General features: G+C 65.4%; 20 protein-coding genes. 10 read left to right on the top strand and 10 right to left on the bottom strand.

Annotation, left to right across the window (positions count from 1 at the left end; all coding sequences use genetic code 11):
- Positions 1-11: 11 nt before the first annotated feature.
- Genes BUA29_RS04045 through typA form a run of 3 tightly spaced genes read right to left on the bottom strand, consistent with a single transcriptional unit; the run spans position 12 to position 4,071 of the window.
- Positions 12-1,634, bottom strand: coding sequence for an amidase (locus BUA29_RS04045; RefSeq protein WP_072755380.1), 1,623 nt, complete (start codon positions 1,632-1,634; stop codon positions 12-14).
- 58 nt (positions 1,635-1,692) lie between these two features.
- Positions 1,693-2,166: a DUF2127 domain-containing protein gene (locus BUA29_RS04040; RefSeq protein ID WP_072755342.1), complete on the bottom strand. Its 474-nt coding sequence runs from the start codon at positions 2,164-2,166 to the stop codon at positions 1,693-1,695.
- Between the two features lie 57 nt (positions 2,167-2,223).
- Positions 2,224-4,071, bottom strand: coding sequence for a translational GTPase TypA (gene typA / locus BUA29_RS04035; RefSeq protein ID WP_072755341.1), 1,848 nt, complete (start codon positions 4,069-4,071; stop codon positions 2,224-2,226).
- Positions 4,072-4,188: 117 nt separating this feature from the next.
- Between typA and BUA29_RS04030 the strand changes: the two genes are divergently transcribed.
- Positions 4,189-4,683 (top strand): peptidylprolyl isomerase, encoded by a 495-nt coding sequence (locus BUA29_RS04030; RefSeq protein WP_072755340.1) that lies wholly within the window; start codon positions 4,189-4,191, stop codon positions 4,681-4,683.
- A 7-nt stretch (positions 4,684-4,690) separates the two neighbouring features.
- Here the strand turns inward: BUA29_RS04030 and BUA29_RS04025 are convergent, their stop codons facing one another.
- From BUA29_RS04025 to BUA29_RS04015, 3 genes are read right to left on the bottom strand one after another with little or no spacing between them, the layout of a single operon-like run.
- Positions 4,691-5,269: a hypothetical protein gene (locus BUA29_RS04025; RefSeq protein ID WP_072755339.1), complete on the bottom strand. Its 579-nt coding sequence runs from the start codon at positions 5,267-5,269 to the stop codon at positions 4,691-4,693.
- Positions 5,266-6,441: a M48 family metallopeptidase gene (locus tag BUA29_RS04020; protein WP_072755338.1), complete on the bottom strand. Its 1,176-nt coding sequence runs from the start codon at positions 6,439-6,441 to the stop codon at positions 5,266-5,268. The genes BUA29_RS04025 and BUA29_RS04020 overlap by 4 nt, the downstream gene beginning before the upstream one ends.
- Entirely contained in the window at positions 6,438-7,229 is a 792-nt protein-coding gene (locus BUA29_RS04015; RefSeq protein WP_072755337.1) for a hypothetical protein, read from the bottom strand. The genes BUA29_RS04020 and BUA29_RS04015 overlap by 4 nt, the downstream gene beginning before the upstream one ends.
- A gap of 59 nt (positions 7,230-7,288) precedes the next feature.
- Here BUA29_RS04015 and BUA29_RS04010 point away from each other — a divergent pair, with 59 nt between their 5' ends.
- The 5 genes from BUA29_RS04010 (at position 7,289) to BUA29_RS03990 (ending at position 12,238) form a co-directional block, all read left to right on the top strand.
- Positions 7,289-8,488 carry an aminotransferase class I/II-fold pyridoxal phosphate-dependent enzyme gene (locus BUA29_RS04010; RefSeq protein WP_072755336.1) on the top strand — a complete coding sequence of 400 codons (1,200 nt, stop codon included), beginning with the start codon at positions 7,289-7,291 and terminating at the stop codon, positions 8,486-8,488.
- A 42-nt stretch (positions 8,489-8,530) separates the two neighbouring features.
- On the top strand, positions 8,531-9,514 hold the full coding sequence (locus BUA29_RS04005) for a malate dehydrogenase (protein WP_072755335.1): 984 nt from the start codon (positions 8,531-8,533) through the stop codon (positions 9,512-9,514).
- 173 nt (positions 9,515-9,687) lie between these two features.
- A complete protein-coding gene (gene prpB, locus BUA29_RS04000; protein WP_072755334.1) occupies positions 9,688-10,569 on the top strand; it encodes a methylisocitrate lyase in 882 nt (293 codons plus the stop codon).
- Positions 10,570-10,595: 26 nt separating this feature from the next.
- Positions 10,596-11,750: a bifunctional 2-methylcitrate synthase/citrate synthase gene (gene prpC / locus BUA29_RS03995; RefSeq protein ID WP_072755333.1), complete on the top strand. Its 1,155-nt coding sequence runs from the start codon at positions 10,596-10,598 to the stop codon at positions 11,748-11,750.
- 32 nt (positions 11,751-11,782) lie between these two features.
- Positions 11,783-12,238, top strand: coding sequence for an ion channel (locus BUA29_RS03990; RefSeq protein ID WP_072755332.1), 456 nt, complete (start codon positions 11,783-11,785; stop codon positions 12,236-12,238).
- A 112-nt stretch (positions 12,239-12,350) separates the two neighbouring features.
- Here the strand turns inward: BUA29_RS03990 and BUA29_RS03985 are convergent, their stop codons facing one another.
- Positions 12,351-12,812, bottom strand: coding sequence for a cell wall hydrolase (locus BUA29_RS03985; RefSeq protein ID WP_072755379.1), 462 nt, complete (start codon positions 12,810-12,812; stop codon positions 12,351-12,353).
- Positions 12,813-13,089: 277 nt separating this feature from the next.
- Positions 13,090-15,108, bottom strand: coding sequence for an NADPH-dependent 2,4-dienoyl-CoA reductase (locus BUA29_RS03980; protein WP_072755331.1), 2,019 nt, complete (start codon positions 15,106-15,108; stop codon positions 13,090-13,092).
- A gap of 196 nt (positions 15,109-15,304) precedes the next feature.
- On the opposite strand from BUA29_RS03980, the gene BUA29_RS03975 reads away from it, so the two are divergent.
- From BUA29_RS03975 to BUA29_RS03965, 3 genes are all read left to right on the top strand, one after another.
- A complete protein-coding gene (locus BUA29_RS03975; protein ID WP_072755330.1) occupies positions 15,305-16,390 on the top strand; it encodes an OmpA family protein in 1,086 nt (361 codons plus the stop codon).
- A 167-nt stretch (positions 16,391-16,557) separates the two neighbouring features.
- The gene (locus tag BUA29_RS03970; protein WP_143148796.1) at positions 16,558-17,043 is read left to right on the top strand and encodes a hypothetical protein; all 486 of its coding nucleotides are present in this window, start codon (positions 16,558-16,560) and stop codon (positions 17,041-17,043) included.
- Between the two features lie 20 nt (positions 17,044-17,063).
- Complete coding sequence (locus BUA29_RS03965; protein ID WP_084602336.1) at positions 17,064-17,822, top strand: pseudouridine synthase; 759 nt, start codon at positions 17,064-17,066, stop codon at positions 17,820-17,822.
- A gap of 3 nt (positions 17,823-17,825) precedes the next feature.
- On the opposite strand, the gene kbl is transcribed toward BUA29_RS03965, so the two are convergent.
- Both kbl and tdh read right to left on the bottom strand, forming a co-directional pair.
- Positions 17,826-19,040, bottom strand: coding sequence for a glycine C-acetyltransferase (gene kbl / locus BUA29_RS03960; RefSeq protein WP_072755328.1), 1,215 nt, complete (start codon positions 19,038-19,040; stop codon positions 17,826-17,828).
- A gap of 339 nt (positions 19,041-19,379) precedes the next feature.
- A complete protein-coding gene (gene tdh / locus BUA29_RS03955; protein WP_072755377.1) occupies positions 19,380-20,402 on the bottom strand; it encodes an L-threonine 3-dehydrogenase in 1,023 nt (340 codons plus the stop codon).
- Between the two features lie 260 nt (positions 20,403-20,662).
- Here tdh and BUA29_RS03950 point away from each other — a divergent pair, with 260 nt between their 5' ends.
- Entirely contained in the window at positions 20,663-22,813 is a 2,151-nt protein-coding gene (locus BUA29_RS03950; protein ID WP_072755327.1) for a S46 family peptidase, read from the top strand.
- Positions 22,814-22,910: the final 97 nt, after the last annotated feature.

Here is a 22,910-nt window from a genome sequence, read left to right as displayed (position 1 = left end):
TGCGATCCGGGTCAGCGGGCGTCTGGCAGCACCACGCTGGGCAGAAACCGCGGTGGTGTGCGCGCCTTGCTGGCCTGCTCGAAGGCGTAGCCCAGCGCGATCAGACGCGGTTCGCTCCAGGCGGTGCCGATGAACACGATGCCGACTGGCAGGCCGTGCACGTCGCCCATCGGCACGGTGAGGCTGGGATAGCGCGCTACCGCAGCGGCACCGTAGCCAGCGCCGATGAAATGGTCGCCATTGATCGGGTCGGTCGGCCACGCCGGGGACATCGCAGGGGCGACCAGCGCATCCAGCTGCTGTGCCTTGAGCGCGGCGTCGATGCCTTCGGGGCCGGCCAGGCGGCGGATCCGGTCGCGTGCGGTGCGGTAGGCCGGGTCGGTCAGCGGCCCCTTGGCCTGGGCCTGCTCGAACAGCTCCTGTCCGAAATACGGCATCTCCTGCGCGGCATGTGCCTTGTTGAACGCGATCAGCGCCGCGAGCGAGGAATAGGGGGCGTGGCTGTCGGCCAGATAACGGTTCAGACCGTCCTTGAACTCATAGAGCAGTACGGTCAGTTCATCTTGATCCCACTGCCCCAGGGTGGGGATGTCGGCATCGACCACGGTGGCGCCGGCGGCTTTCAGGGTTGCGATCGCGCGTTCCATCGCGGCGTCGGTATCAGGCTGGTAGCCCATCAGCTTGCGCACGACGCCGATGCGGGCGCCTTTGAGAGCATCGGCTTTGAGGTAGGCGGTGTAGTCGGTCGGCAGGGAGGCTGGCCGTTCCGCGCTGGCCGGGTCTTTGGGGTCGGCGGCGGCAATCGCAGTCAACAGCACGGCCGCATCGGCCACGCTGCGGGTCATTGGGCCGGCGGTGTCCTGCGAGATCGAGATCGGAATGATGCCGCTGCGGCTGACCAGGCCTACGGTGGGCTTGAGGCCGACCAGCCCGGCCACGGCAGACGGGCAGATGATGCTGCCGTCGGTTTCGGTGCCGATGCCGACGGTGGCCAGGTTGGCGGCGATGGCGGTGCCGGTGCCGGCGCTGGAGCCGCAGGGGTTGCGATCCAGCGCATACGGATTCCGGGTTTGGCCGCCGCGCCCACTCCAGCCGGAGGTGGAGCGGGTGGAACGGAAGTTGGCCCATTCCGACAGATTGGTCTTGCCCAGGATCACCGCGCCGGCCGCACGCAGTTGGGCGACCAGGAAGGCATCGGTCTTCGGGTGATGTTCGGCCAGCGCCAGCGAACCGGCGGAGTTGGCCATCGGCACCGCGTCGATGTTGTCCTTGAGCAGCACCGGGATACCGTGCAGCGGCCCGCGCACCTTGCCCGCCTTGCGCTCGGCGTCCAGCGCATCGGCTTCTTTCAGGGCATCCGGGTTGCGTTCGATCACGGCGCGCAGGGCCGGCCCTGCGGCGTCGATGGCGGCGATCCGGTCGAGGTAGGCCTGCACCAGCGCGTGGCTGGTCAGCTGGCCTGCCGCCATGCGTGCCTGCAGATCGGCGACGGTGGCTTCCTCGAACGCGAATGCCGGCGCAGCGGCAGCCGTTTGCGGCGGTACTGCATCGGCGGCCTTCTTCGGGGGGCGCGAAGCGGGCTGGCAGGCGGCAAGCAGGCAGGCGAGGGAAAGCGCGAGAGGCAGAAGACGCATGGCGGGCTCCGGAATGGCACCGCCAGCATTGCGCGCACCGCGCGGGGATGCAACCAGGTCAGTGCCGACGGCGGCGCAACAGGTCGCGCGCCAGGGCATAGACCACGACCAGGTTGATCAGCAGCACCAGCGCCGACAGCCAGCCTGGATGCTGGTAGATCGCGCCGATGTCCAGTGGCAGATACAGCGCCGCCGAGACCACGCCCAGCCACGAGGCCCACGCGCGCACCCGCCACAGGCCCCATGCTTCGACGAAACGCAAGGTGGCATAGCCCAGCAGGACCAGCGCGGTCAGATGCACGGTATGGGTGCTGATGGTGTCCAGAAAATGCGCGATCAGGCCGCGTTCCGGATGCAGATGCAGGCGCCAGGTGAGCTCGAGCACCCAGTGCCGGATCGGCTGTGGGCCGAGCAGTGCCAGCCCGCTGGCCGAGGCCAGCGCCAGCACACCCTTGAACGCCTCGAACAGGGCGATGGCATGCAGGCCCGGGTGGGCGTGCGGATCCGGGTTGTAAGCAGGGGGCTTGCGCATGGCGTCGCGGCAGTCAGGGCCTATGGCTGTGGCAGCAGTGGCGCCATGATGGGGGGCTCAGGCGGCGCGGCTGGCGCGCTTGCGCTCGATCTCGGTTCGCAGCTTTTTGCGCAGGCGGATCTGTTTGGGCGTGACCTCCACCAGTTCGTCGTCATCAATGAACTCCAGCGCCTGTTCCAACGAAAACTTCAGTGGTGGCGTCAGCATCAGGTTGTCATCCTTGCCCGCAGCGCGGAAGTTGGTGAGCTGTTTGGCACGCAGTGCGTTGACCGTCAGGTCGTTGTCCTTGCTGTGGATGCCGATGATCTGGCCTTCGTAGATCTCCTCGCCGGGCTCGATGAACAGCCGGCCACGTTCCTGCAGGCCGAACTGTGCATAGGCGGTGGACGTGCCGGTGTCGTTGGAGATGAGCACGCCGTTCTGACGCTGACCGATCGCCCCGTCGGCCTTCGGGCCGTAATGGTCGAATACGTGAAACAGCAGGCCAGTCCCGGCGGTGAGGGTGCGGAACTCGGTCTGGAAGCCGATCAGCCCGCGCGCCGGGATGATGAACTCCATGCGCACCCGGCCTTTGCCGTCCGGTTCCATGTTGCGCAGCAGCGCCTTGCGCTCGCCCAGCCGCGCCATGACGCCACCCTGGTATTGCTCTTCGAGATCGACGACCAGCTGCTCGTAGGGCTCGTGAGGGACGCCGTCGATCTCGCGGATGATGACTTCCGGGCGCGAGACCGCCAGCTCATACCCTTCGCGGCGCATGGTTTCGATCAGGATCGACAGGTGCAGCTCGCCACGGCCGGAGACCTTGAACTTGTCGGCATCGGCAGTGTCTTCGACCTTCAGTGCGACGTTGTGCTGGGTTTCACGCAGCAGACGATCGCGCAACTGCCGGCTGGTAAGGAACTTGCCGCCGCTGCGTTCTTTGTGGCCGGCAAATGGCGAATCGTTGACCTGGAAGGTCATCGAGATGGTCGGCTCGTCGACGGTGAGCACCGGCAGCGCCTCGGGCGCGCTCGGGTCGCACACGGTTTCGGAGATGCCGAGGCCTTCCACGCCGCTGATGGCGATGATGTCGCCGGCCTGCGCCTCCGGCACCTCGATGCGCTCCAGGCCCATGAAGCCGAGCACCTGCAGCACCTTGCCGCTGCGCGGCTTGCCGTCGCGGTCGATCACCGTCACCGGCATGTTGGTACGGATCCTGCCGCGCTGGATGCGGCCGACGCCGATGATGCCGACATAGCTGTTGTAGTCGAGCGAGCTGATCCGCATCTGGAACGGGCCATCCGGATCGACCGGCGGCGCCGGGACGTGCTTCACGATCGCCTGAAACAGCGGTGTCATGTCGCCGCCACGCACGTCCTCGGTCAGGCCGGCGTAGCCTTGCAGGCCGGAGGCGTAGACCACCGGGAAGTCGAGCTGCTCGTCAGTGGCGCCGAGGCGGTCGAACAGGTCGAAGGTCTGGTCCAGCACCCAGCCTGGCCGGGCGCCGGGGCGATCGATCTTGTTGATCACCACGATCGGCTTGAAGCCCATCGCAAACGCTTTCTGGGTGACGAAGCGTGTCTGCGGCATCGGCCCGTCCATGGCATCGACCAGGATCAGCACCGAGTCCACCATCGACAGCACGCGCTCCACTTCGCCACCGAAGTCGGCATGCCCTGGGGTATCGACGATGTTGATCCGCCACTGTTCGCCGGTCTCAGGGTCGGTCCAGCGGATCGCCGTGTTTTTCGAAAGGATCGTGATGCCGCGTTCCTTCTCGAGATCGTTGCTGTCCATCACGCGATCCGGTACCACCGCGCGCTCGTTCAGGGTGCCGGACTGTTTGAGCAGCTGATCGACAAGGGTGGTCTTGCCATGATCGACGTGGGCGACGATGGCGATATTGCGAAGGCGTTCGACGGACATTCGTTGGCTCGTGGCGCGGCAGCAGACAGCGGTGTGGCTGCTGCGGGAGAGAAGGGAAAAGGCAAGCCGGCTATTATAGCCGGCAGATGGCCCACTCCCGGGCCCGGAGCTGAACCCATGACCCTGATCGCCGATTTCGATACTGACCGCGGCCACATCCGCGTGGCGCTTGCGGCCGAGCAAGCCCCGCTCACCGTGGCCAATTTCGTCAACCTTGCCCGGCGCGGGTTCTACGACGGGCTGAACTTTCACCGGGTCATTGCCGATTTCATGATCCAGGGCGGCTGCCCGGAAGGCACCGGTCGCGGCGGCCCGGGCTATCGGTTCGAAGATGAAACCGACAACGGGCTACGCCATGAGCGCGGCGTGCTGTCGATGGCCAATGCCGGCCCCAATACCAACGGCAGCCAGTTTTTCATCACCCATGTGCCCTGCCCGTGGCTGGATGGCCGCCATACCGTGTTCGGCACGGTGGTGGAGGGCATGGACGTGGTGGATGCCATCCGGCAGGGGGATGTGATCCGTTCCGTGCGCATCGAAGGCGATGCCGACGCCGTGCTCGCCGCTCAGGCCGACCGGGTGGCCGAGTGGAACCGGATCCTCGCCCCCTGAGGATGGGTCATTTCCAGCGCAGGGTGTCGAGCATGGCCGACACCTTGGCTTCATCACGCGGGTAGTAGTACTCGGCAGGCGCATAGAACATCGCCAGCGCCAGCCCTTTCTCGTGCTCGAAGCCCGCCACCATGGCGCGGTATTTCAGGCCGCTTGAGCTGTCGAGTGTCATCTCGAAGCGGAAGCCTTCGCGGTCACCGAAGCGGGCCGGGCGCAGGTTGAGGGTCGTGACATTGACTGCACCAGCGGCGCGCATACCGTCGGCGATCAGGTCACGCAGTTCGTCCGGGCGCATGCCGCGGTGATAGAACGCGCCATCCGGCCGGCGCTTGCTCTGGCGTTGGCCGAGGAAGATGAAGTCGCCCTCGCGTACGGTGGGGATCAGGTGCAGCGCATTGAGCAGTGGGCCGTCGATCGTCCACAGCTGTTCGCGTGGATCGCCCAGCCGGGTCCATTCCATGCCGGCTTCGATGCTCAGGTGGCCACCTGCGGTGGTGCGGCCTGGAGTGACCAGCGGGCCGCCGCTGGCGCAGGCCAGAAGCAGCAGTGTCAGGACGATCAGGGGGAACCAGCGCAACCGGGTCATCGGTCACCTCCGAGGCGGTCGAGTTCGCGTTGGACAAAGGCGCGATCATCGGCATCGGGTGCCTGCGCCAGATAGTGTTGCAGTGCCGTCCGGGCACCGTCGCGGTCGCCGGCATCGCGGCGGGTGTAGCCGTATTCGCGCCAGGCCGCGGGTGGCGCACCAGGCAGAGTGATCGCCTGGGCGTAGTAGCTGGCCGCGCGGGCGCGGTCATCGTTCAGGCCGCGCCGGCGGTAGGCTTCGCCCAGATAGAACGTCAGCAGGCCCTTGTCCTCGGCGGGCGCGTCTTCCAGCAGCTCGCCGATGACCAGAATCGAACCGGCATAGCGGCGTTGTGCCAGTTCTTCATCCAGCAGCCGGGGCAGCAGCGGGCGGATTGCCGCGTAATAGCGCTCCCGGCCGTAGTCCTGGGGCGGATTGGGGATTGCCTCGGCGGCCCGGCGGATGTCGTTCAGCCGTTCCTGCGAGGCCGGGTGGGTGGAGAACACCTGGGCCGGGCGGTCGTATTTGCGGGTCTGTTCCTCCCGCCACATCCGCGCCCACATGTCAGCGCCGGCCTGCGGGGCCCAGCCATGGGCCACCACGCTGGCAAACCCCAAGCGATCGGCCTCGCGTTCCATGTCGCGGGAATATTTCATCATCGCCATGACGCCGCCCAGACCAGCCAGTTCGGCCGCACCGCCAGCACCAGTGCCATAGGCGGCGACCTGGAAGACACTCAGCCAGGCACTGGCGCTCCTGGCCGTGCGCCATTGCCGTAGCGTGTGGCGGGCGGTGAAGTGCCCGACCTCATGCCCCAGCACAAAGGCCAGCTCGGCCTCGTTGCGCATGCGCAGCAGGGCGCCGGTCCACAGCAGCAACATGCCGTTGGGGGACATGCTGGCGTTGAACTGCGGCACGTCCATGATGTACAGGCGGATGTGCCCGCAGTGGTCGCCAGCCACTTTGCAGGCGACATCGCGCACATAGGCATTGAGTGTCGGGTCGCGGACCAAGAGCGGCGAGCGTTTGAGCTCGGCCTCGGCACGATCCATCGCGTACCACAGTTCGGCTTCATCACTGGCCTGGGCCGGTGGCGTGTTCGGGGTGTCGCCGGGGGCGTTGGCGGCGTCGGCGGGGCCCGCCAGCCCGGCCAGGATCAACGTCATGGCGCACAGGCGGGGCCAGGCGGTCATGGCTGCCTCCCGTTCACGGTGGCACCACGGATGCCCTTAAGCAGCTTGGTCGTGGTCTCGCGGGCGCCAGCCAAGGTGCGCAGATCTCCGGACTGGGCGATGAGCACGTTGTGCCAGACCACTTGGCCCGTGCGCAGATCGACCAGCGAGGCCAGACCCACCTGCATGCCGCCGCCGATGTCGCCGCCCAGCAGGAGCAGACCGGCGATGCGCAGAGCGGCGCGGCCGCTGCTGGTGTAGCTGTCGCGGATGTAGGTGAACAGGGCGTAGTCCGCCCCGGTGGCCTCGCGCAGCACGGAAACGCCGGGGCCGAGCGACCAGTCGAAGCGGCCGTGCTTGTTGCGCAGGGCCTGGGCGTTCTGGCTCTGGCTGAACTGCAGGATGCTCATCGAGACGGCCTGGTTGAGCAGTAACAGCTGGCGGCGGCGGTCGTCCGGGCCGACCTCAGGCGGGAGCAGGTAATCGGGCTGCATCCCGATGCCCTCTCGTGCCAGCACTTCCCGCGCCGCCTGGGAATACAGCCGGCGCGCGGCGGCAGTCCATTCCCGGCGTGGTTCGGTCATGCCGCCGGCCAAGACTTCCGCCAGCTCGATATCCGGTTCCACCAGCACCACCGTGCCCTGCACGGCCAGCGGAGCACCCCGCTCGTCACGGGCGGTACGTACAGACGTGCTGCTGCAACCGGTCAGTACGGCCAGCGCCAGCAGCATCAGCAGCCAGCCTGCGTGCGGCAGACGGCGGGCAGACGCTGCGACGGAAGGGATCGGGTCCAGGCGGTGTGCTAGCATCTGCGTGTTTCCTCCCACGTCATGCCGCTTTCGCGGCGCGTAATTCGAGGTTCACCACGATGCCCAACCTCGCACGGCGCATGGGTCGCGCCAAGCCAAGCGTCATCATGCAGGTCGCCGAGAAGGCCAAGCGCCTGAAGGCAGAAGGCCGCGACATCATCAGCTTCTCCATCGGGGTCCCCAACTTCCTGCCCGGCGAGCACGTCTATGCTGCCGCACGCGAGGCGTTGGCGAAAGACAGCGGCCAGTACGGCAGCAACCGGGGCAGCGATGCCCTTCTGGATGCGTTCATCCAGCATCTGGATGGCTTGGGGCTGACCGGCTACACCCGGGCGCACTGCAGCACCGGGATCGGCGCCAAGCATGTCATCTACAACCTGGCCGAAGCGCTGCTGGATGAAGGCGACACCATCGTCTTTCCAGTGCCGTACTGGACCAGCTACATGGACATTGCCGAGATCGTCAATGCCCGGGTCGAGCTGCTGCAGTGTCCGGCCAGCCAGGATTACAAGGTGACGCCGGCGCAGCTTGAGGCCGCGCTGGCGAAAAAGCCTAAGGTGTTCCTGTTCAACAACCCGTCCAACCCGACCGGGATGGTCTATACCCGCGACGAGATCGCCGCGTTGGCCGAGGTGTTGGTGAAGTATCCGGACACCTGGATCATTACCGACGACATCTACAACCGCATGCTGTTCGACGGCCTTGAGTACGTGAACTTCATGCACGTGCGCCCGGAGCTACGGGAGCGCACCATCTTCATCGATTCGCTGTCCAAGACCTACGGCATGCCCGGCTGGCGTGTGGGCTTCATGGCCGGGCCGGAGGTAGTGGCGCAGGCGGTGACCACGCTCAACTCCAACCACATCACCAATCTGCCGGAAATCACCACGGCGGCGGCGATTGCCGCGCTGACCGGGCCGCAGGACGTGCCCGCGGCCCGCTGCGCCGAGTTCCAGGCCAAGCGCGATCAGGTGCTGGCGGCGCTGGCGCAGATTCCCGGCGTGGTCTGCCCGCGCCCGCAGGGAGCCTTTTACGTGTTCCCCGATATCCGCTGTGCGTTCGGCAAGTCGCATGGTGGGGTCACGATCGAAAACGATGTCGATTTTTGCAATGCCCTGCTGGAAGCCAAGGGCGTGGCCTGCGTGCCGGGCTCGGCCTTCGGTGAGCCGCATGCCATGCGGATCAGCTACACCTGTCCCACCCCGCAGCTCGCGCCGGGTCTGGCCCGGCTTCAGGAATTCTTTGCCGAGCTGCGTTGACCCTGTCCTGACATTTCCATCCCAAGAATCACGGAGCATTCCATGAAAGCCCCCGTTCGAGTCGCCGTCACTGGCGCCGCTGGTCAGATCGGTTATGCCCTGCTGTTCCGCATCGCATCCGGCGAAATGCTGGGTAAGGATCAGCCGGTCATCCTGCAGATGCTGGAGCTGCCGCTGGAAAAAGCGCAGGCCGCGCTGAAGGGTGTGATGATGGAGCTGGAAGACTGCGCCTTCCCGCTGCTGGCCGGCATGATCGGCACCTCCGACCCGCTGGTGGCCTTCAAGGATGCTGACTATGCGTTGCTGGTGGGTGCCCGTCCGCGTGGCCCCGGCATGGAGCGCAAAGACCTGCTGCTGGAAAACGCCAAGATTTTCATCGAGCAGGGCAAGGCCTTGAACCAGGTGGCCAGCCGTGACGTCAAGGTGCTGGTGGTTGGCAACCCGGCCAACACCAATGCCTACATTGCCATGAAGTCGGCGCCGGACCTGCCGGCCAAGAACTTCACCGCGATGCTGCGTCTGGATCACAACCGTGCCCTGTCGCAATTGGCGGCCAAGGCCGGGGTGCCGGTGGCCGATATCGAAAACCTGGTGGTGTGGGGCAATCACAGCCCGACCATGTATCCGGACTACCGCTTCGCCACCGCCAAGGGGGTGTCGCTGAAGGACAAGATCAACGATCCGGACTGGAACGCCAACGTGTTCATCCCCACCGTGGGCAAGCGCGGTGCGGCGATCATCGAGGCACGCGGGCTGTCGTCGGCCGCCTCGGCGGCCAATGCCGCCATCGACCACATGCGCGACTGGGCGCTGGGCACCAACGGCAAGTGGGTGACCATGGGCGTGCCGTCCGACGGCAGCTATGGCATCCCGGAGGGCATCATCTACGGCGTGCCGGTGACCTGCGCCAATGGCGAGTACACGCGGGTTCGCGATCTGCCGATCGATGAGTTCAGCCGCGAGCGCATGGACAAGACCCTGGCCGAGCTGGAAGAGGAACGGGCTGGCGTGGCTCACCTGCTCTGATAACGGCATCCGTCTGTCGCCACCGCGCCGGGCCATGCCCGGCGCGCGTGTTTTGGGACGCCTGCCAGCGGCGTGCGCGCTAGAATCTTCGCCCGCAAGATCCGAACACGGCCATCCCTGGCCGCTGGATCCCCTGATTGGGTTCAGGGGTTTCTTTTTGCAAGGAGCCACGCATGTCGATGTCTGCCGGGGCGCGTTTCCGCGCCGCACTCGCCGCCGAATCACCGTTGCAGGTGATCGGGGCCATCAATGCCAACCATGCGCTGCTGGCCAAGCTTGCCGGGTATCGTGCGATCTATCTGTCCGGTGGTGGGGTTGCCGCGGGCTCCCTGGGGATGCCGGATCTGGGCATCAACACCCTCGAAGACGTGCTGGTGGACACCCGGCGGATTACCGATGTCTGCGACCTGCCGCTGTTGGTCGATATCGATACCGGGTTCGGCCCGAGCGCGCTCAACATCGCCCGCACCATCAAGAGCCTGATCAAGGCAGGCGCTGCCGCCTGCCACATCGAGGATCAGGTGGGCGCCAAGCGCTGCGGCCATCGACCCGGCAAGGAAATCGTGTCGAAGCAGGAGATGGTCGATCGCGTCAAGGCGGCGGCGGATGCCAAGACCGACCCCGAGTTCTTTCTGATCGCCCGTACCGATGCGATCGCCGTGGAGGGTGTGGATGCGGCGATCGAACGCGCGCTTGCCTGTGTCGAGGCCGGTGCCGATGGCATCTTCGCGGAGGCCGCCTACGATCTGGACACCTACCGCCGTTTTGTCGAGGCGGTCAGGGTGCCGGTGCTGGCCAACATCACCGAGTTCGGCAAGACCCCGCTGTTTTCGCGGGAAGAGTTGGCCAGCGCCGGTGTCGCCATCCAGCTGTTCCCACTGTCGGCGTTCCGTGCTGCCAACAAGGCAGCCGAGCAGGTGTATGAGGCCATCCGCCGCGATGGTCACCAGCGCAATGTGCTGGACAGCATGCAGACCCGCGAAGAGCTGTACGAGCGCATCGGCTACCACGCCTACGAGCAGCATCTGGACGCGCTGTTTGCGGCAAAGAAATAAACCTCGGCGATTTTTCAGGAGCACCCATGAGCGAGACCACGACCCCAGGCTTCAAGCCCAAGAAGTCCGTTGCCCTGTCCGGCACGACCGCCGGCAACACCGCGTTGTGCACGGTCGGCCGCAGTGGCAACGATCTGCACTATCGCGGCTACGACATTCTCGATCTGGCGGACGCCTGCGAGTTTGAGGAAGTGGCGCATCTTCTGGTCCACGGCAAGCTGCCCAACCGGGCCGAACTGGCTGCCTACAAGGCCAAGCTCAAGGCGCTGCGTGGTATCCCGGCGGCGGTCAAGGCCGCGCTGGAGGAGTTGCCGCCATCGGCGCACCCGATGGATGTCATGCGCACCGGCGTGTCGGTGTTGGGCTGCGTGACTCCGGAGAAGGACGACCACAACCATCCGGGGGCGCGCGACATCGCCGACAAGCTGATGGCCTCCCTGGGGTCGATGTTGCTGTACTGGTATCACTACAGCCACAACGGTCGGGTGATCGACGTCGAGACCGATGACGACAGCATCGGTGGTCATTTCCTGCATCTGCTGCACGGTGCGCCGCCGCCGGAGAGCTGGGTGCGGGCGATGCATACCAGCCTGATCCTGTATGCCGAGCACGAGTTCAACGCCAGCACCTTCACCGCGCGGGTGATCGCTGGCACCGGCAGCGATATGTATTCCTGCATCGCTGGGGCGATCGGGGCGCTGCGCGGGCCCAAACATGGCGGTGCCAACGAAGTCGCGTTCGAGGTGCAGAAGCGCTACGAGACACCGGATGAGGCCGAGGCCGATATCCGGCGGCGGGTCGAAAACCGCGAGGTCATCATCGGCTTCGGTCACCCGGTCTACACGGTGTCCGATCCCCGTAACAAGGTCATCAAGGAAGTTGCACGTCGGCTCTCCGCCGAGCAGGGCAACATGAAGATGTACGCCATCGCCGAACGTCTGGAAGCGGTGATGTGGGACATCAAGAAAATGTTCCCGAACCTCGACTGGTTCAGTGCGGTCAGCTACCACATGATGGGTGTGCCCACGGCGATGTTCACTCCGCTGTTCGTGATCGCCCGCACCAGCGGCTGGAGCGCGCATGTGATCGAACAGCGGATCGACGGCAAGATCATCCGCCCGTCCGCGAACTACACCGGGCCGGAAGATCGGCCGTTCGTGCCGATCGATCAGCGGCCGTAAGACGCGCCTGGTCTTGCACTTAAGGGTTAAGGGTGATCGGTCAGGGCTATCCGCTGGCAGCGTTGGTCACCGCCTTGGTGACCGCGCTGGTGGTGCTGATCCATTACGAGGGGCTGCGTTTGCTGGCGGCGGTGACCGCCGGCCGGGCGTTTCGCCGCCATCGCTCGGCGCTGCTGGCGATGATGTTTGCCCTGCTGGCCCTGCATGTGCTGGAGATCATCTGCTATGGCCTTGGGTACTGGGGGCTGAACGCCCTGCCCGTGTTGGGCAGTGTGCAGGGAGATCCTGATTTATCGCTGTTTGATGGTATTTATCTGTCGGCCATGGCGTATAGCACGGCCAGCTTTGGTGATCTGTGGCCGAGTGGCGCCATACGCGTCATGGCTGGAATGGAAGCAATCACCGGGCTGGTGATGATCGCCTGGTCGGCGAGTTTCACCTACATGGCGATGACCACCCTGTGGCCGGGGCACCGGCGACGCGAGTGATCGCACGGCGGATCGTGTCCGCCTGCGGTCGGGTGGGTGGCGTTGCATTCGGACAGGCTCACGTCCCGATGTGGGCGGATGCAGCCGGGATGTTTGCGCTTAAGGCGTATGCTCAGATGCGTTGCTGTGGCCGCAACGATTGCACCTTATAGAACGTGTGGTCGCCGATCGTGGCGACCTGCGCGGCATTGGCCCAGACCGGGCTGACCAGCGCGTGTGCTGCGAAATGGCTGGCGCCGGGGACCACCAACTTGCGCTGGTCGCGTGGCAAGGCCCAGTTGTGCTGCGAGTCCAGCGCGACACTGACGGCCTGGGTCCAGGCCGTGATGTTGGATAGCCGGGTCTGAGGCGGCAGTAGGGTGGGGGCGAACTGCCGACGGGCGGTGACCACCTCGCACAGGGTGCTGCCCCACAGGCCGCTGTCGCGGCGGCGCAGGGCAACCTCAGCGACGGCCTGCTGGCCGAGCGCGGGTTGGTTGCGTGCCTCCAAATAGACCGTCGTGGACAGGCACAGCGAATCGGCGGCGGGCTGCGGCAGGATATGCGACAGCCAGAGAATCCACGCCAGTTTCATGTCGTACTCCTTGCTCCGTTGCGGCGCAGGGCAGGACATCGGTGGTGCAGATGTCATGCGTCTGCGTCATGGCGTACTGGGGAGGGCGGCTGCTCTGTGGCGGCCTTTGCCCGGGCGCGTCGTCCGGATGGGCGATAGGGACGGCGCGCCGGTGTGCCTGCCGGTCGGGGGATGCGGGCCCGGTCAGGTCAAAAGTGCTGGCAAGGTAGGGGGTGGATTTGCAATGCCAGCTGAATCGAGGTGCTTTTCCCTATTGACTTTTCATGCTCGTCGATGATCAAAGTCGGGCAGCCAGCCGGCTGCCTTCCGCAATCGCTCGCTTGGCATCCAGCTCGGCAGCCAGCTGGGCGCCGCCGATCAAATGCGCCGTGCGTCCCTGTGCCTGCAGGGCCAGGTACAGGTCCCGGCAGGGCTCCTGACCGGCACAGATCACGACATGATCCACCTTGAGCCGCTGTTCGCGGCCGTCCACCCGGATATGCAGGCCGCTGTCATCGACGCCGAGGTATTCCACGCCACCCAGCATGTGCACGCCTTTGGACTTGAGGGTGGCGCGATGGATCCAGCCAGTGGTCTTGCCCAGTCGTGCGCCTGGCTTGCCAGGTGTCCGTTGCAGCAACCAGAGCTGGCGCGCCGGGTGCTCGCGGCGGGGCGGTACCAGCCCGCCGGGCGTGGACACGGTGGGGTCCACCCCCCATTCCGCCATCCAGCGCGCCGGGTCGAGACTGGGTGAGGGGCCGGATTCGACCAGGAATTCCGCCACGTCGAAGCCAATTCCGCCGGCCCCGATGATCGCTGCCCGTGCCCCGACCTGAACCCGGCCTTCCAGCACGTCCAGATACCCCACCACCTTGGGGTGGTCGGCGCCCGGAAAGGCCGGGCGGCGCGGAACCACACCGGTCGCAATCACGATCTCGTCGAACCCGGCGAGATCCTCGGGCTGGGCGCGATGGTTCAGGTGCAGGCTGACGCCGGTTTCCTCGAGCCGATGCCGGAAATAGCGCAGGGTCTCGTGGAACTCTTCCTTGCCGGGAATGCGCTTGGCCAGATTGAACTGGCCGCCGATGTCGGGGCCGGCTTCAAACAGGGTGACCCGATGCCCGCGTTCGGCGGCGACCGTGGCGCAGGCCAGCCCGGCGGGGCCGGCGCCGACCACGGCGATGCTGCGCGGCGTGGTGGTCGGGATGTAGTTCAGCTCCGTTTCTGCACATGCGCGGGGGTTGACCAGACAACTGGCGCGCTTGTTTTCGAAGACATGGTCCAGGCAGGCCTGGTTGCAGGCGATGCAGGTGTTGATGGTGTGTGACCGACCGGTGCGTGCCTTGTTCACCCACTGCGGATCGGCCAGCAGCGGGCGCGCCATTGAGACCAGATCGGCGTGACCTGTGGCCAGCACGGTTTCCGCCACCTCCGGCATGTTGATGCGGTTGCTGGCCACCAGCGGAATCTCGACATGTGGCTTAAGCCGTGCGGTCACGCCCGTGAATGCCGCGCGCGGCACCGAGGTGGCAATGGTGGGAATGCGGGCTTCGTGCCAGCCGATGCCGCTGTTGATGATCGTCGCGCCCGCGGCTTCCACGGCCTTGGCCTGGGCCACGATGTCCGGCCAGGCGTTGCCCTCTTCGACCAGATCCAGCAAAGAGAGGCGGTAGATCACGATGAAATTCGGGCCGCAGGCTTCGCGTACCCGCTGCACGATTTCGACCGGAAAGCGCATCCGCCGCTGGGCATCACCGCCCCAGGCATCGTGACGGCGATTGGTGCGCGGCACGGTGAATTCGTTGAGCAGGTAGCCCTCGGAGCCCATGATTTCCACGCCGTCATAACCGGCGTCCTGCGCCAGCCGGGCGGCGGTGGCGAAGTCGCGCAGGGTGCGCTCGATTCCCCGTGCCGACAGGGCGCGCGGTGTGAATGGATTGATCGGTGCCTGCAAACGCGAGGGTGCCACCGACAGCGGGTGATAGGCATAGCGGCCGGCATGCAGCAGTTGCAGGCAGATCTTGCCGCCTTCGCCATGCACGGCCTGGGTGACCTGACGATGCCGGCGCACATGCCAGGGCAGCGACAGCCGGCCGGCGAAGGGCTTCAGCCAGCCAACGATATTGGGGGCAAAGCCGCCGGTGACCATCAGGGCAACGCCGCCGGCTGCGCGTTCGGCGAAATAGGCGGCCAGCTTGGGGAAGTCCTGGGCGCGATCCTCAAGTCCTGTGTGCATCGAGCCCATCAGGACCCGGTTGCGCAAGGTGGTAAAGCCAAGATCGAGCGGGGAAAGCAGGTGCGGGTAGGGTGGCGTCATGGCGATAGCATACCGTTGCGTATGGCGGGAGATGAGTGCCAGCCCAATGGTTTTGCATGGCTATGAAGTTATGGTAGTGTTAACCCGCTTTCGCCTGTCCTTGCTGTCCGAGGCCGGCGAGCGGGCGCCGTGTGAATCACACGTTCCACATCCCGTTGCGTCGCACGTTTTCCACTGAAACCAAGGAGCTTAAAGCATGAACAAGAAACTCCTCTGCGCTGCCCTGCTGGGTGGTCTGGGTCTGGCACAGGCTGCGGCCGCCCAGGAGTTCGATGACCGTTGGTACGTCTCGGGCTCGGTCGGCGTGAACTTCCAGGACAAGGATCGCGGTACCGATGATGCAATTTTTGGGACCTTGGGCTTCGGCAAGTTCCTGACCCCGCGCGTGTCGTTGGATACCGAACTCAACTATCAGAATCCCAAGAAGCAGATCAACTCGAACTACCACTGGAGCCAGTACGGGGTTTCGCTGGATGCGCGCTACCACTTCCGTGATGCGGGCGACAAGTTCTGGCCATACCTGCGTGGTGGTTTCGGCGTGCAGCGGCACGAGGAGGAATACAACGGCACCCCGGGTCCGAACCCGGCCCGTCATAAGGCCTCCAACCTTGCGCTCAATCTCGGCATTGGTATGCAGCTCAACTCGGGCCGTGCCAATGTGCGCACTGAGCTCGGCGCGCGTATCGACTTTGATGACGAACAGGCGCGCATCGGTCATCAGCAAAACCAGTTCGTCGATTATCTGGCCTCGGTTGGACTGACCTACGCGCTTGGTCCGGAGCCGGTGGCCCCGGTGGCGCCTGCGCCTGCGCCGGAGCCGATGAAGACCTGCGCTGACATGGATGACGATGGTGACGGTGTCAACAACTGCGATGACAAGTGCCCGGGTTCGCAGGCTGGCCAGACCATCGGTCCGGATGGCTGCCCGGTGGCAGTGTCGATCGACCTCAAGGGCGTGAACTTCGACTTCGATAAGGACACCTTGCGGCCTGACGCGGTGGCGATCCTCAACGAGGCCGTTGAGATCCTCAAGCGCTATCCGGAGCTGAAGGTCGAAGTGGCCGGCCACACCGACCAGTGCGGCAAGGAGGGCTACAACCAGAAGCTGTCCGAGCGTCGCGCCAAGGTGGTCTATGACTTCCTGACCAGCAACGGCATCGATGCCAGCCGCCTGGCGGGCCCGAACGGTTATGGCTTTAGCCGTCCGCTCGAAGACAAGGGGCACAAGTTCCCGGCCTGCAAGAGCGAGCTCAACCGTCGCACCGAGCTGAACAGTCAGTAAGGCAAGTGCGCTTTCCGCGCATCATCGCGAAGCCCGGCTCTGGCCGGGCTTCGTTGTTTTTGACGTTGCTGCATGTGTATCTGCCTGGATGCAGTGTGCGTGCGCGTGTTGTCACCGCTGCACCTGCTGCCTACACTGTCGCAGGCATGTCTGCCGGAGTTTTTGCCATGTCCCCCGCACGTCGTTTTCTTGGCTTGTTCGTGTTGCTCGGGTGTCCGGCGCTGGCACAGGCGGGAGGCATGACCTGCCAGGCTGAAGCGGTGTCTTCCAGCCCGGTGCGCACTGCCGTGCTGGCTCCGGTGGCGATTGAGCTGGCCCCGTTGCTGAGCCCACTGGGAGCGGCACGCGGCGTGTTGGCGCAATCGTTCGACGAGGCGCTGGCGGCGGACTTGGTGCTTGCCCGCATTCGCCTGGATGGTTGTCTGGCGATGTTGCGCAAGGCCAGCCAGGTCGCGCCAGCGGCGCTGGATGCGGCGGCGTACAAGCCCAAAACCCAGTACGACAATACGCCGTGGCGGTTCAACATGACCCAGAACGGCAAGCGCATGACCGCTGACGAGTTCGACGCCTGGATGAAGGCACGTGGGGTGCGTGTGGTCGGTCGCAAGGACGCCGGTGCCGCTGCAACACCTGCAGCCACGGGGCAACCCTGAAGCGTCAGCGCGCACGACACATGCGGGGGGTAGGGCGCCCGTCTGCCGGGAACGACGGTGGTCGTCGGATCGGTTTGGCGCGGGTGCTGTCCAAGCGTGGGCTGTGTTCCCGCAGTCAGGCTCGACAGTGGATCGAAGCGGGCCGGGTGACGCTCGACGGCGTGATCGTGCGTGATCCCGAGTATCCGGTGCGCGACGTCATGCGTGCGGCGATCGAGATCGATGGCCGGCCTGTCGGCGCAGCCAATCGCCTCTATCTGATGCTCAACAAGCCGCGTGGGCTGGTGACGACCGCGCGTGACGAACATGGGCGCGATACCGTCTATCGCTGCTTTGACGGCGCTGGTTTGGGCTGGATCGCCCCGGTCGGGCGGCTCGACAAGGCCAGCGAAGGGCTGCTGTTGTTCACCAATGACCCACAGTGGGCGGCGCGCATCACCGATCCGGACACCGGTCCGGACAAGACCTACCACGTGCAGGTGGATCGGATTCCTGACGGGGCCCTGTTGGACGCCCTGCGCGCAGGAGTCGAGGTGGATGGTGAGTGGCTGCGCGTGGTGTCGGTGGATGTGCTTCGCGCCGGGGAAAAGACCGCCTGGCTTGAGATCGTGCTGGACGAGGGACGTCACCGGCACATCCGCCGGCTGCTTGCGGCGTTCAACATCGGCGTGCTGCGGCTGGTGCGGGTGGCGATCGGGCCGCTGGCCCTGGGCGAGTTGCCCAAGGGCCAGTGGCGGCCACTGACGGCGGATGAGGTCGCCGCGCTGGCTGGCGGCTGAGCGTCAGGCCTTCAGTACGCCCAGCTCGCGGCCGATCCGGGTAAAGGCGTCGATGGCGCGATCCAGGTGCGCGCGGGTGTGCGCGGCCGAGATCTGGGTGCGGATGCGCGCCTGGCCCTTGGGCACGACCGGATAGAAAAAGCCGATCGCGTAAATGCCTTCTTCCAGAAGCCTCTCCGCGAACCGCTGTGCTAACGGCGCGTCATACAGCATCACTGGGCAAATCGGGTGGATGCCGGGTTTGAGCTCGAATCCGGCAGCGGTCATACGCTCGCGGAAGTAGGCGGTGTTTTCGCGCAGCCGCTCGCGCAGGTCGTCGGCTGCGGCGAGCATGGCAAAAGCCTTGATCCCGGCCGCCACCACGTGCGGCGGTAGCGAGTTGGAGAACAGATAGGGCCGTGAGCGCTGGCGCAGCAGTTCGATCACTTCCTTCTTCGCCGTGGTGAAGCCACCCAGCGCGCCCCCCATGGCCTTGCCGAGGGTGCCGGTGAAGATGTCGATCTTGTCCAGCACGCCCTTGACCTCGGCGCTGCCGCGGCCGGTGGGGCCCAGGAAGCCGGTGGCATGGCATTCGTCGATGTGCACCAGCGCACCGTACTTGGCCGCCAGTTCGGTAATCTGATCCAGTGGCGCGATGAAGCCGTCCATCGAGAACACGCCGTCGGTGGTGATCAGGATGGTGCGCGCACCATCGGCACGAGCTTGCTGCAGCTGCTTCTCGAGGTCGGCCATGTCGCAGTTGGCATAGCGGTAGCGCTTGGCTTTGCACAGGCGCACGCCGTCGATGATCGAGGCGTGGTTGAGCACGTCGGAGATGATGGCGTCGTTTTCGTCCAGCAGCGGCTCGAACAAACCGCCGTTGGCGTCGAAGCAGGCAGCGTAGAGGATGGTGTCCTCGGTGCCGAAGAAATCCGCGATGGTGCGCTCCAACTGCTTGTGCAGGTCCTGGGTGCCGCAGATGAAACGCACGCTGGCCATGCCGAAACCATGGGTGTCCAGCGCCTCCTTGGCGGCGGCAATGATGTCCGGGTGGTCGGCCAGGCCCAGGTAGTTATTGGCGCAGAAGTTCAGCACCGTGCGCCCGTCGGCAAGCCGGATCTCGGCCGACTGCGGGCTGGTGATGATGCGTTCGGTCTTGAACAGCCCTTGGGCGCGAATAGCGTCCAGTTCCTCGGCATAGCGCCGGGTCAGTGGGGAGAGCGTGTCGGGGGGCGTCATGGTGGCCTGGCAGAGAGAGAAGAGGCAGAGATTTTAGGGAATCCCAGGACACGACGGAGATTTTTCGTCGGTCACGGATGGCATGGGCCGGACCCAGTTCCGCGACAATCTGGCCGTGGCGGCCGAGGATTACACCGACTGGAGCGTGGCCGTGTCCCGCAGCTTTGGCCCGGCCGAGGTGTCGCTGGGGTATTTCGGAACCGATGCCAGTGCGCGTGCGAGTTTCGGCAAGCTGGCCGACAACCGTCTGCTGCTGTCGAGTTTGCCCATTGATCGCCACCGCAGACAGAACGAAAAAGGCGCCGGAAGGCGCCTTTTTCGCATTAGCGCAGCGACAGCTCAGACCCAACTCAGCACCACTTTGCCGGCCTTGCCGCTTTCCATCAGGTCGAAGCCCTGCTGGAACTCCTCGATCGGCAGCTGGTGGGTGAGTACCTTGCCCAGCGGGAAGCCTGAAAGCACCAACTGGGTCATCTTGTACCAGGTTTCGTACATCTTGCGGCCGTAGATGCCCTGCACGGTCAGGCCCTTGAAGATGATCTTGTCCCAGTCCACCCCGGCACCTTTGGGCAGGATGCCGAGCAGGGCGATCTTGCCGCCGTGGTACATGCAGTCGAGCATGTCGTTGAAGGCGCGTGGGTTGCCGCTCATCTCCAGGCCCACGTCGAAGCCTTCCATGTGCAGGTCGGCCATCACGTCCTTCAGCGACGTGTTGGCCACGTTCACCACGCGGGTGGCGCCCATGTCGGCGGCCAGCTTCAGGCGGTAGTCGTTGACGTCGGTGACCACCACGTTGCGTGCGCCGATGTGCTTGCAGATGCCGGCGGCGATGATGCCGATCGGGCCGGCGCCGGTGATCAGCACGTCCTCACCGACCACGTCGAACTCCAGCGCGCAGTGTGCGGCATTGCCGTAGGGGTCGAAAAACGCGGCGAGCTCCGACGGGATCGGGTCCGGGATCGGCCAGAGGTTGCTGGCCGGCATCACGATGTATTCGGCAAACGCGCCGTCGCGGTTGACGCCGATCCCGACCGTATTCGGGCACAGGTGCTGGCGCCCGGCCCGACAATTGCGACAGTGGCCGCAGACGATGTGGCCTTCCGCACTGACCCGTTGACCCAGCCGGTAACCGCTGACGCCCGGCCCAAGCGCAGCGATGCGGCCGACGAACTCATGGCCGATCACCAGCCCCGGCCGGATCGTGCGCTGGCTCCACTCATCCCATAGGTAGATGTGGAGGTCAGTGCCGCAGATGGCGGTTTTTTCGACCTTGATCAGCACTTCGTTGGGGCCGGGCGTCGGCACCGGCACCTCGGCCATCCAGATGCCCTTGGTGGCTTCGCGCTTCACCAGTGCGCGCATGGTGGGGGTATTGGACATTGGCAGATTCCATCAGGAAGACACCACGATTCTACCGCCGCACTTGCGTCGCCACCCCTGACCATGGGCATGGGTCAGGGGGCGGGCGTGATGGTCTAATAGCGGGCGCCTGACGATGGCCGTCCTGGGCGTGTCAGAACCACGGCAAGTTTGAAAACAATCGCGTGCGCGGGCCCTGGTCATTCCGGGGTGTGAATCTTTGTGAGGTTCCGACACCGCGCGGTCGATGAGGAGAACCGTACATGCGTCGATGCCATCTGTCTGCTGTTCTGGGCCTGCTGTTGGCCTGTTCCGGGGCCCGCGCCGACGAAGGGATGTGGTTGCCCGCGCAGCTACCGCAACTGGCCGCCCAGCTGAAAGCGGCGGGGTTCAAGGGCGATCCCGCACAGCTCAACGATGTCACCCGACCGCCGCTGGCGGCGGTGGTGTCACTGGGCGGCTGCACCGCCAGTTTTGTGTCCCCGCAGGGGCTGATCGTCACCAATCATCACTGTGCGATGGGGGCGATCCAGCTCAACTCGACCCCGGAAAGGAACCTGATCCGGGATGGCTTCATCGCCGCCCAGCGCAGCGAGGAGCTCTCCGCGGGCCCTGCGGCCCGGGTTTGGGTGACGGTGGGCTTCGACAAGGTCACCGACCGCATCCTGGCGGGCGCCCGCGGCAAGACCGGGCGTGCCTACTACGATGCCGTCGATGCCGCGCGCAAGGCGGCGGTGGCGGCCTGCGAGGCCGAACCGGGCTACCGCTGCAGTGTGGTGGAGATGTATGGCGGCGCCGATTTTTACCTGATCAAGCAGCTGGAACTGCAGGACATCCGGCTGGTCTATGCGCCGCCGGAGTCGATCGGCAACTACGGCGATGAGATCGACAACTTCATGTGGCCGCGCCACAGCGGCGATTTTGCCTTCTACCGCGCCTATGTCGGCAAGGACGGCAAGCCGGCGCCGTTCAGCAAAGACAACGTGCCCTACCAGCCGCCGGCGCATTTCACCGTTTCCACCGCGCCGGTGCAGGTGGGCGATTTTGCGATGGTGGCCGGTTACCCGGGGGTCACCTTCCGCCATCGCACCGCCTCCGAGTTCGCCAACCAGATCGACTGGCTGCTGCCCAACCGGGTGGCGCTGCTGGACGGGCTGATCCGCACCATCGATGCCGCCACAGCCGGTGATCCCGACAAGCAGGTGCGCTATGCCTCCACCGTGGCTTCGCTGAAAAACAACCTCAAGCGTGCCCAGGGCGAGCTCGATGGCCTGCGTCGCAGTGATGCCGTGCGGGTGCGGCGTGAGGACGAGACGGCGATGCTGGCGTGGCTGGCCAAACAGCCGGATGGCCGGCGGGCACTGGCGGAAATCCGTGCTTTGCAGGTGCAACTGGATGCGCAGCAGGCCAGCCGAGAGCGCGACTTGATCCTGCCGTTCTTGCGCCCAGGGTTGTTGGGGGCGGCGGTGCAGATCCAGCGTCTTGCGCTGGAGCGCGGCAAGCCCGATGCGCTGCGCGAAACCGGTTACCAGCAGCGCGACGAGGCGCTGATCGAAGGCGGTTTGAAGCAGCTGCAACGCCGGTATGACCCGGAGGTGGAAAAGGCGACCCTGCGCTTCGCGCTGAAGCGCTATTTCGCGCTGACACCGGCGCAGCGGCTGCCGGAGTTCGATGCGGTGTTTGGCCGCGATGAGGCGGAAGCGGCACAACGGTTGGACGCGCTTTACGCCGGCACCCGGCTGGGCGATACGGCCACCCGTCTGGCCGCGCTGCGGCAGGATGCCGCGCAACTGGCTGCATCGGACGATCCTCTGTTGCGGGCGGCGTTGACGTTGCAGCCGGCGCTGCTGCGGCTGGAGGCCGAGAGCAAGCAGCGTGCGGGTGAACTGTTGCGGCTGCGTCCGGCCTATATGCGAGCGTTGATCGCCTATCGCCAGAGTCAGGGCCGTGCAGTCTATCCGGATGCCAATGGCACCCTGCGCGTCAGCTTCGGCAAGGTCAGCCCGCTGTCACCGCGCGATGGCATCGACTATCGCCCGCTCACCACCGTGGCCGGGATCGTCGAAAAGCACACCGGGGTGGCCCCCTTCGATGCCCCAAAGCCGTTGCTTGATGCCATTGCCCGCGGTGATTTCGGTAGCACCGCCGATCCGGTGCTCAAAACCCAGACTGTGGACTTCATGACCAATCTCGACACGACCGGCGGCAACTCCGGCTCGCCGGTGCTGGATGCCGAAGGCAGGCTGATCGGGCTGAACTTCGACAGCAATTGGGAGGCGGTCAGCGCCAGCTGGATGTATGACCCGCGCTACAAGCGCGCCATTCACGTGGACATGCGCTACCTGCGCTGGCTGTTGGCCAAGGTGTATCCAGCCCCGCACCTGTTGCAGGAAATGCAGCTGCCGGCGCAATGAGTGCCGCAGTTTTCTTTTCACTCACCAGAGGATGATGACGATGCACAAGACCCGACTTGTCGCTGCACTGGCAGCGGCGCTCGCCACGCTGGCACCG

This window comes from Thermomonas hydrothermalis, assembly GCF_900129205.1.
In the GTDB taxonomy this organism is placed as follows: Bacteria; Pseudomonadota; Gammaproteobacteria; order Xanthomonadales; family Xanthomonadaceae; genus Thermomonas; species Thermomonas hydrothermalis.
Note: the sequence above shows the minus strand (reverse complement) of the source record. Positions and strands in the feature narration are given on the sequence as shown.

Bases quoted from the DNA above. Each gene is read 5' to 3' on its own strand.
- prpB (WP_072755334.1), top strand. From the start codon at position 9,688: ATGTCGATGTCTGCCGGGGCGCGTTTCCGCGCCGCACTCGCCGCCGAA.
- BUA29_RS04040 (WP_072755342.1), bottom strand. From the start codon at position 2,166: ATGCGCAAGCCCCCTGCTTACAACCCGGATCCGCACGCCCACCCGGGC.
- BUA29_RS04005 (WP_072755335.1), top strand. From the start codon at position 8,531: ATGAAAGCCCCCGTTCGAGTCGCCGTCACTGGCGCCGCTGGTCAGATC.
- BUA29_RS03985 (WP_072755379.1), bottom strand. From the start codon at position 12,812: ATGAAACTGGCGTGGATTCTCTGGCTGTCGCATATCCTGCCGCAGCCC.
- kbl (WP_072755328.1), bottom strand. From the start codon at position 19,040: ATGACGCCCCCCGACACGCTCTCCCCACTGACCCGGCGCTATGCCGAG.
- BUA29_RS04030 (WP_072755340.1), top strand. From the start codon at position 4,189: ATGACCCTGATCGCCGATTTCGATACTGACCGCGGCCACATCCGCGTG.
- BUA29_RS03950 (WP_072755327.1), top strand. From the start codon at position 20,663: ATGCGTCGATGCCATCTGTCTGCTGTTCTGGGCCTGCTGTTGGCCTGT.
- prpC (WP_072755333.1), top strand. From the start codon at position 10,596: ATGAGCGAGACCACGACCCCAGGCTTCAAGCCCAAGAAGTCCGTTGCC.
- BUA29_RS04020 (WP_072755338.1), bottom strand. From the start codon at position 6,441: ATGACCGCCTGGCCCCGCCTGTGCGCCATGACGTTGATCCTGGCCGGG.
- BUA29_RS03980 (WP_072755331.1), bottom strand. From the start codon at position 15,108: ATGACGCCACCCTACCCGCACCTGCTTTCCCCGCTCGATCTTGGCTTT.
- BUA29_RS03975 (WP_072755330.1), top strand. From the start codon at position 15,305: ATGAACAAGAAACTCCTCTGCGCTGCCCTGCTGGGTGGTCTGGGTCTG.
- BUA29_RS03970 (WP_143148796.1), top strand. From the start codon at position 16,558: ATGTCCCCCGCACGTCGTTTTCTTGGCTTGTTCGTGTTGCTCGGGTGT.
- BUA29_RS04045 (WP_072755380.1), bottom strand. From the start codon at position 1,634: ATGCGTCTTCTGCCTCTCGCGCTTTCCCTCGCCTGCCTGCTTGCCGCC.
- BUA29_RS04010 (WP_072755336.1), top strand. From the start codon at position 7,289: ATGCCCAACCTCGCACGGCGCATGGGTCGCGCCAAGCCAAGCGTCATC.
- BUA29_RS04025 (WP_072755339.1), bottom strand. From the start codon at position 5,269: ATGACCCGGTTGCGCTGGTTCCCCCTGATCGTCCTGACACTGCTGCTT.
- typA (WP_072755341.1), bottom strand. From the start codon at position 4,071: ATGTCCGTCGAACGCCTTCGCAATATCGCCATCGTCGCCCACGTCGAT.
- BUA29_RS04015 (WP_072755337.1), bottom strand. From the start codon at position 7,229: ATGCTAGCACACCGCCTGGACCCGATCCCTTCCGTCGCAGCGTCTGCC.
- tdh (WP_072755377.1), bottom strand. From the start codon at position 20,402: ATGCGCGCACTGGTGAAGCGCGAAGCCACCAAGGGCATCTGGATGGCC.
- BUA29_RS03965 (WP_084602336.1), top strand. From the start codon at position 17,064: ATGCGGGGGGTAGGGCGCCCGTCTGCCGGGAACGACGGTGGTCGTCGG.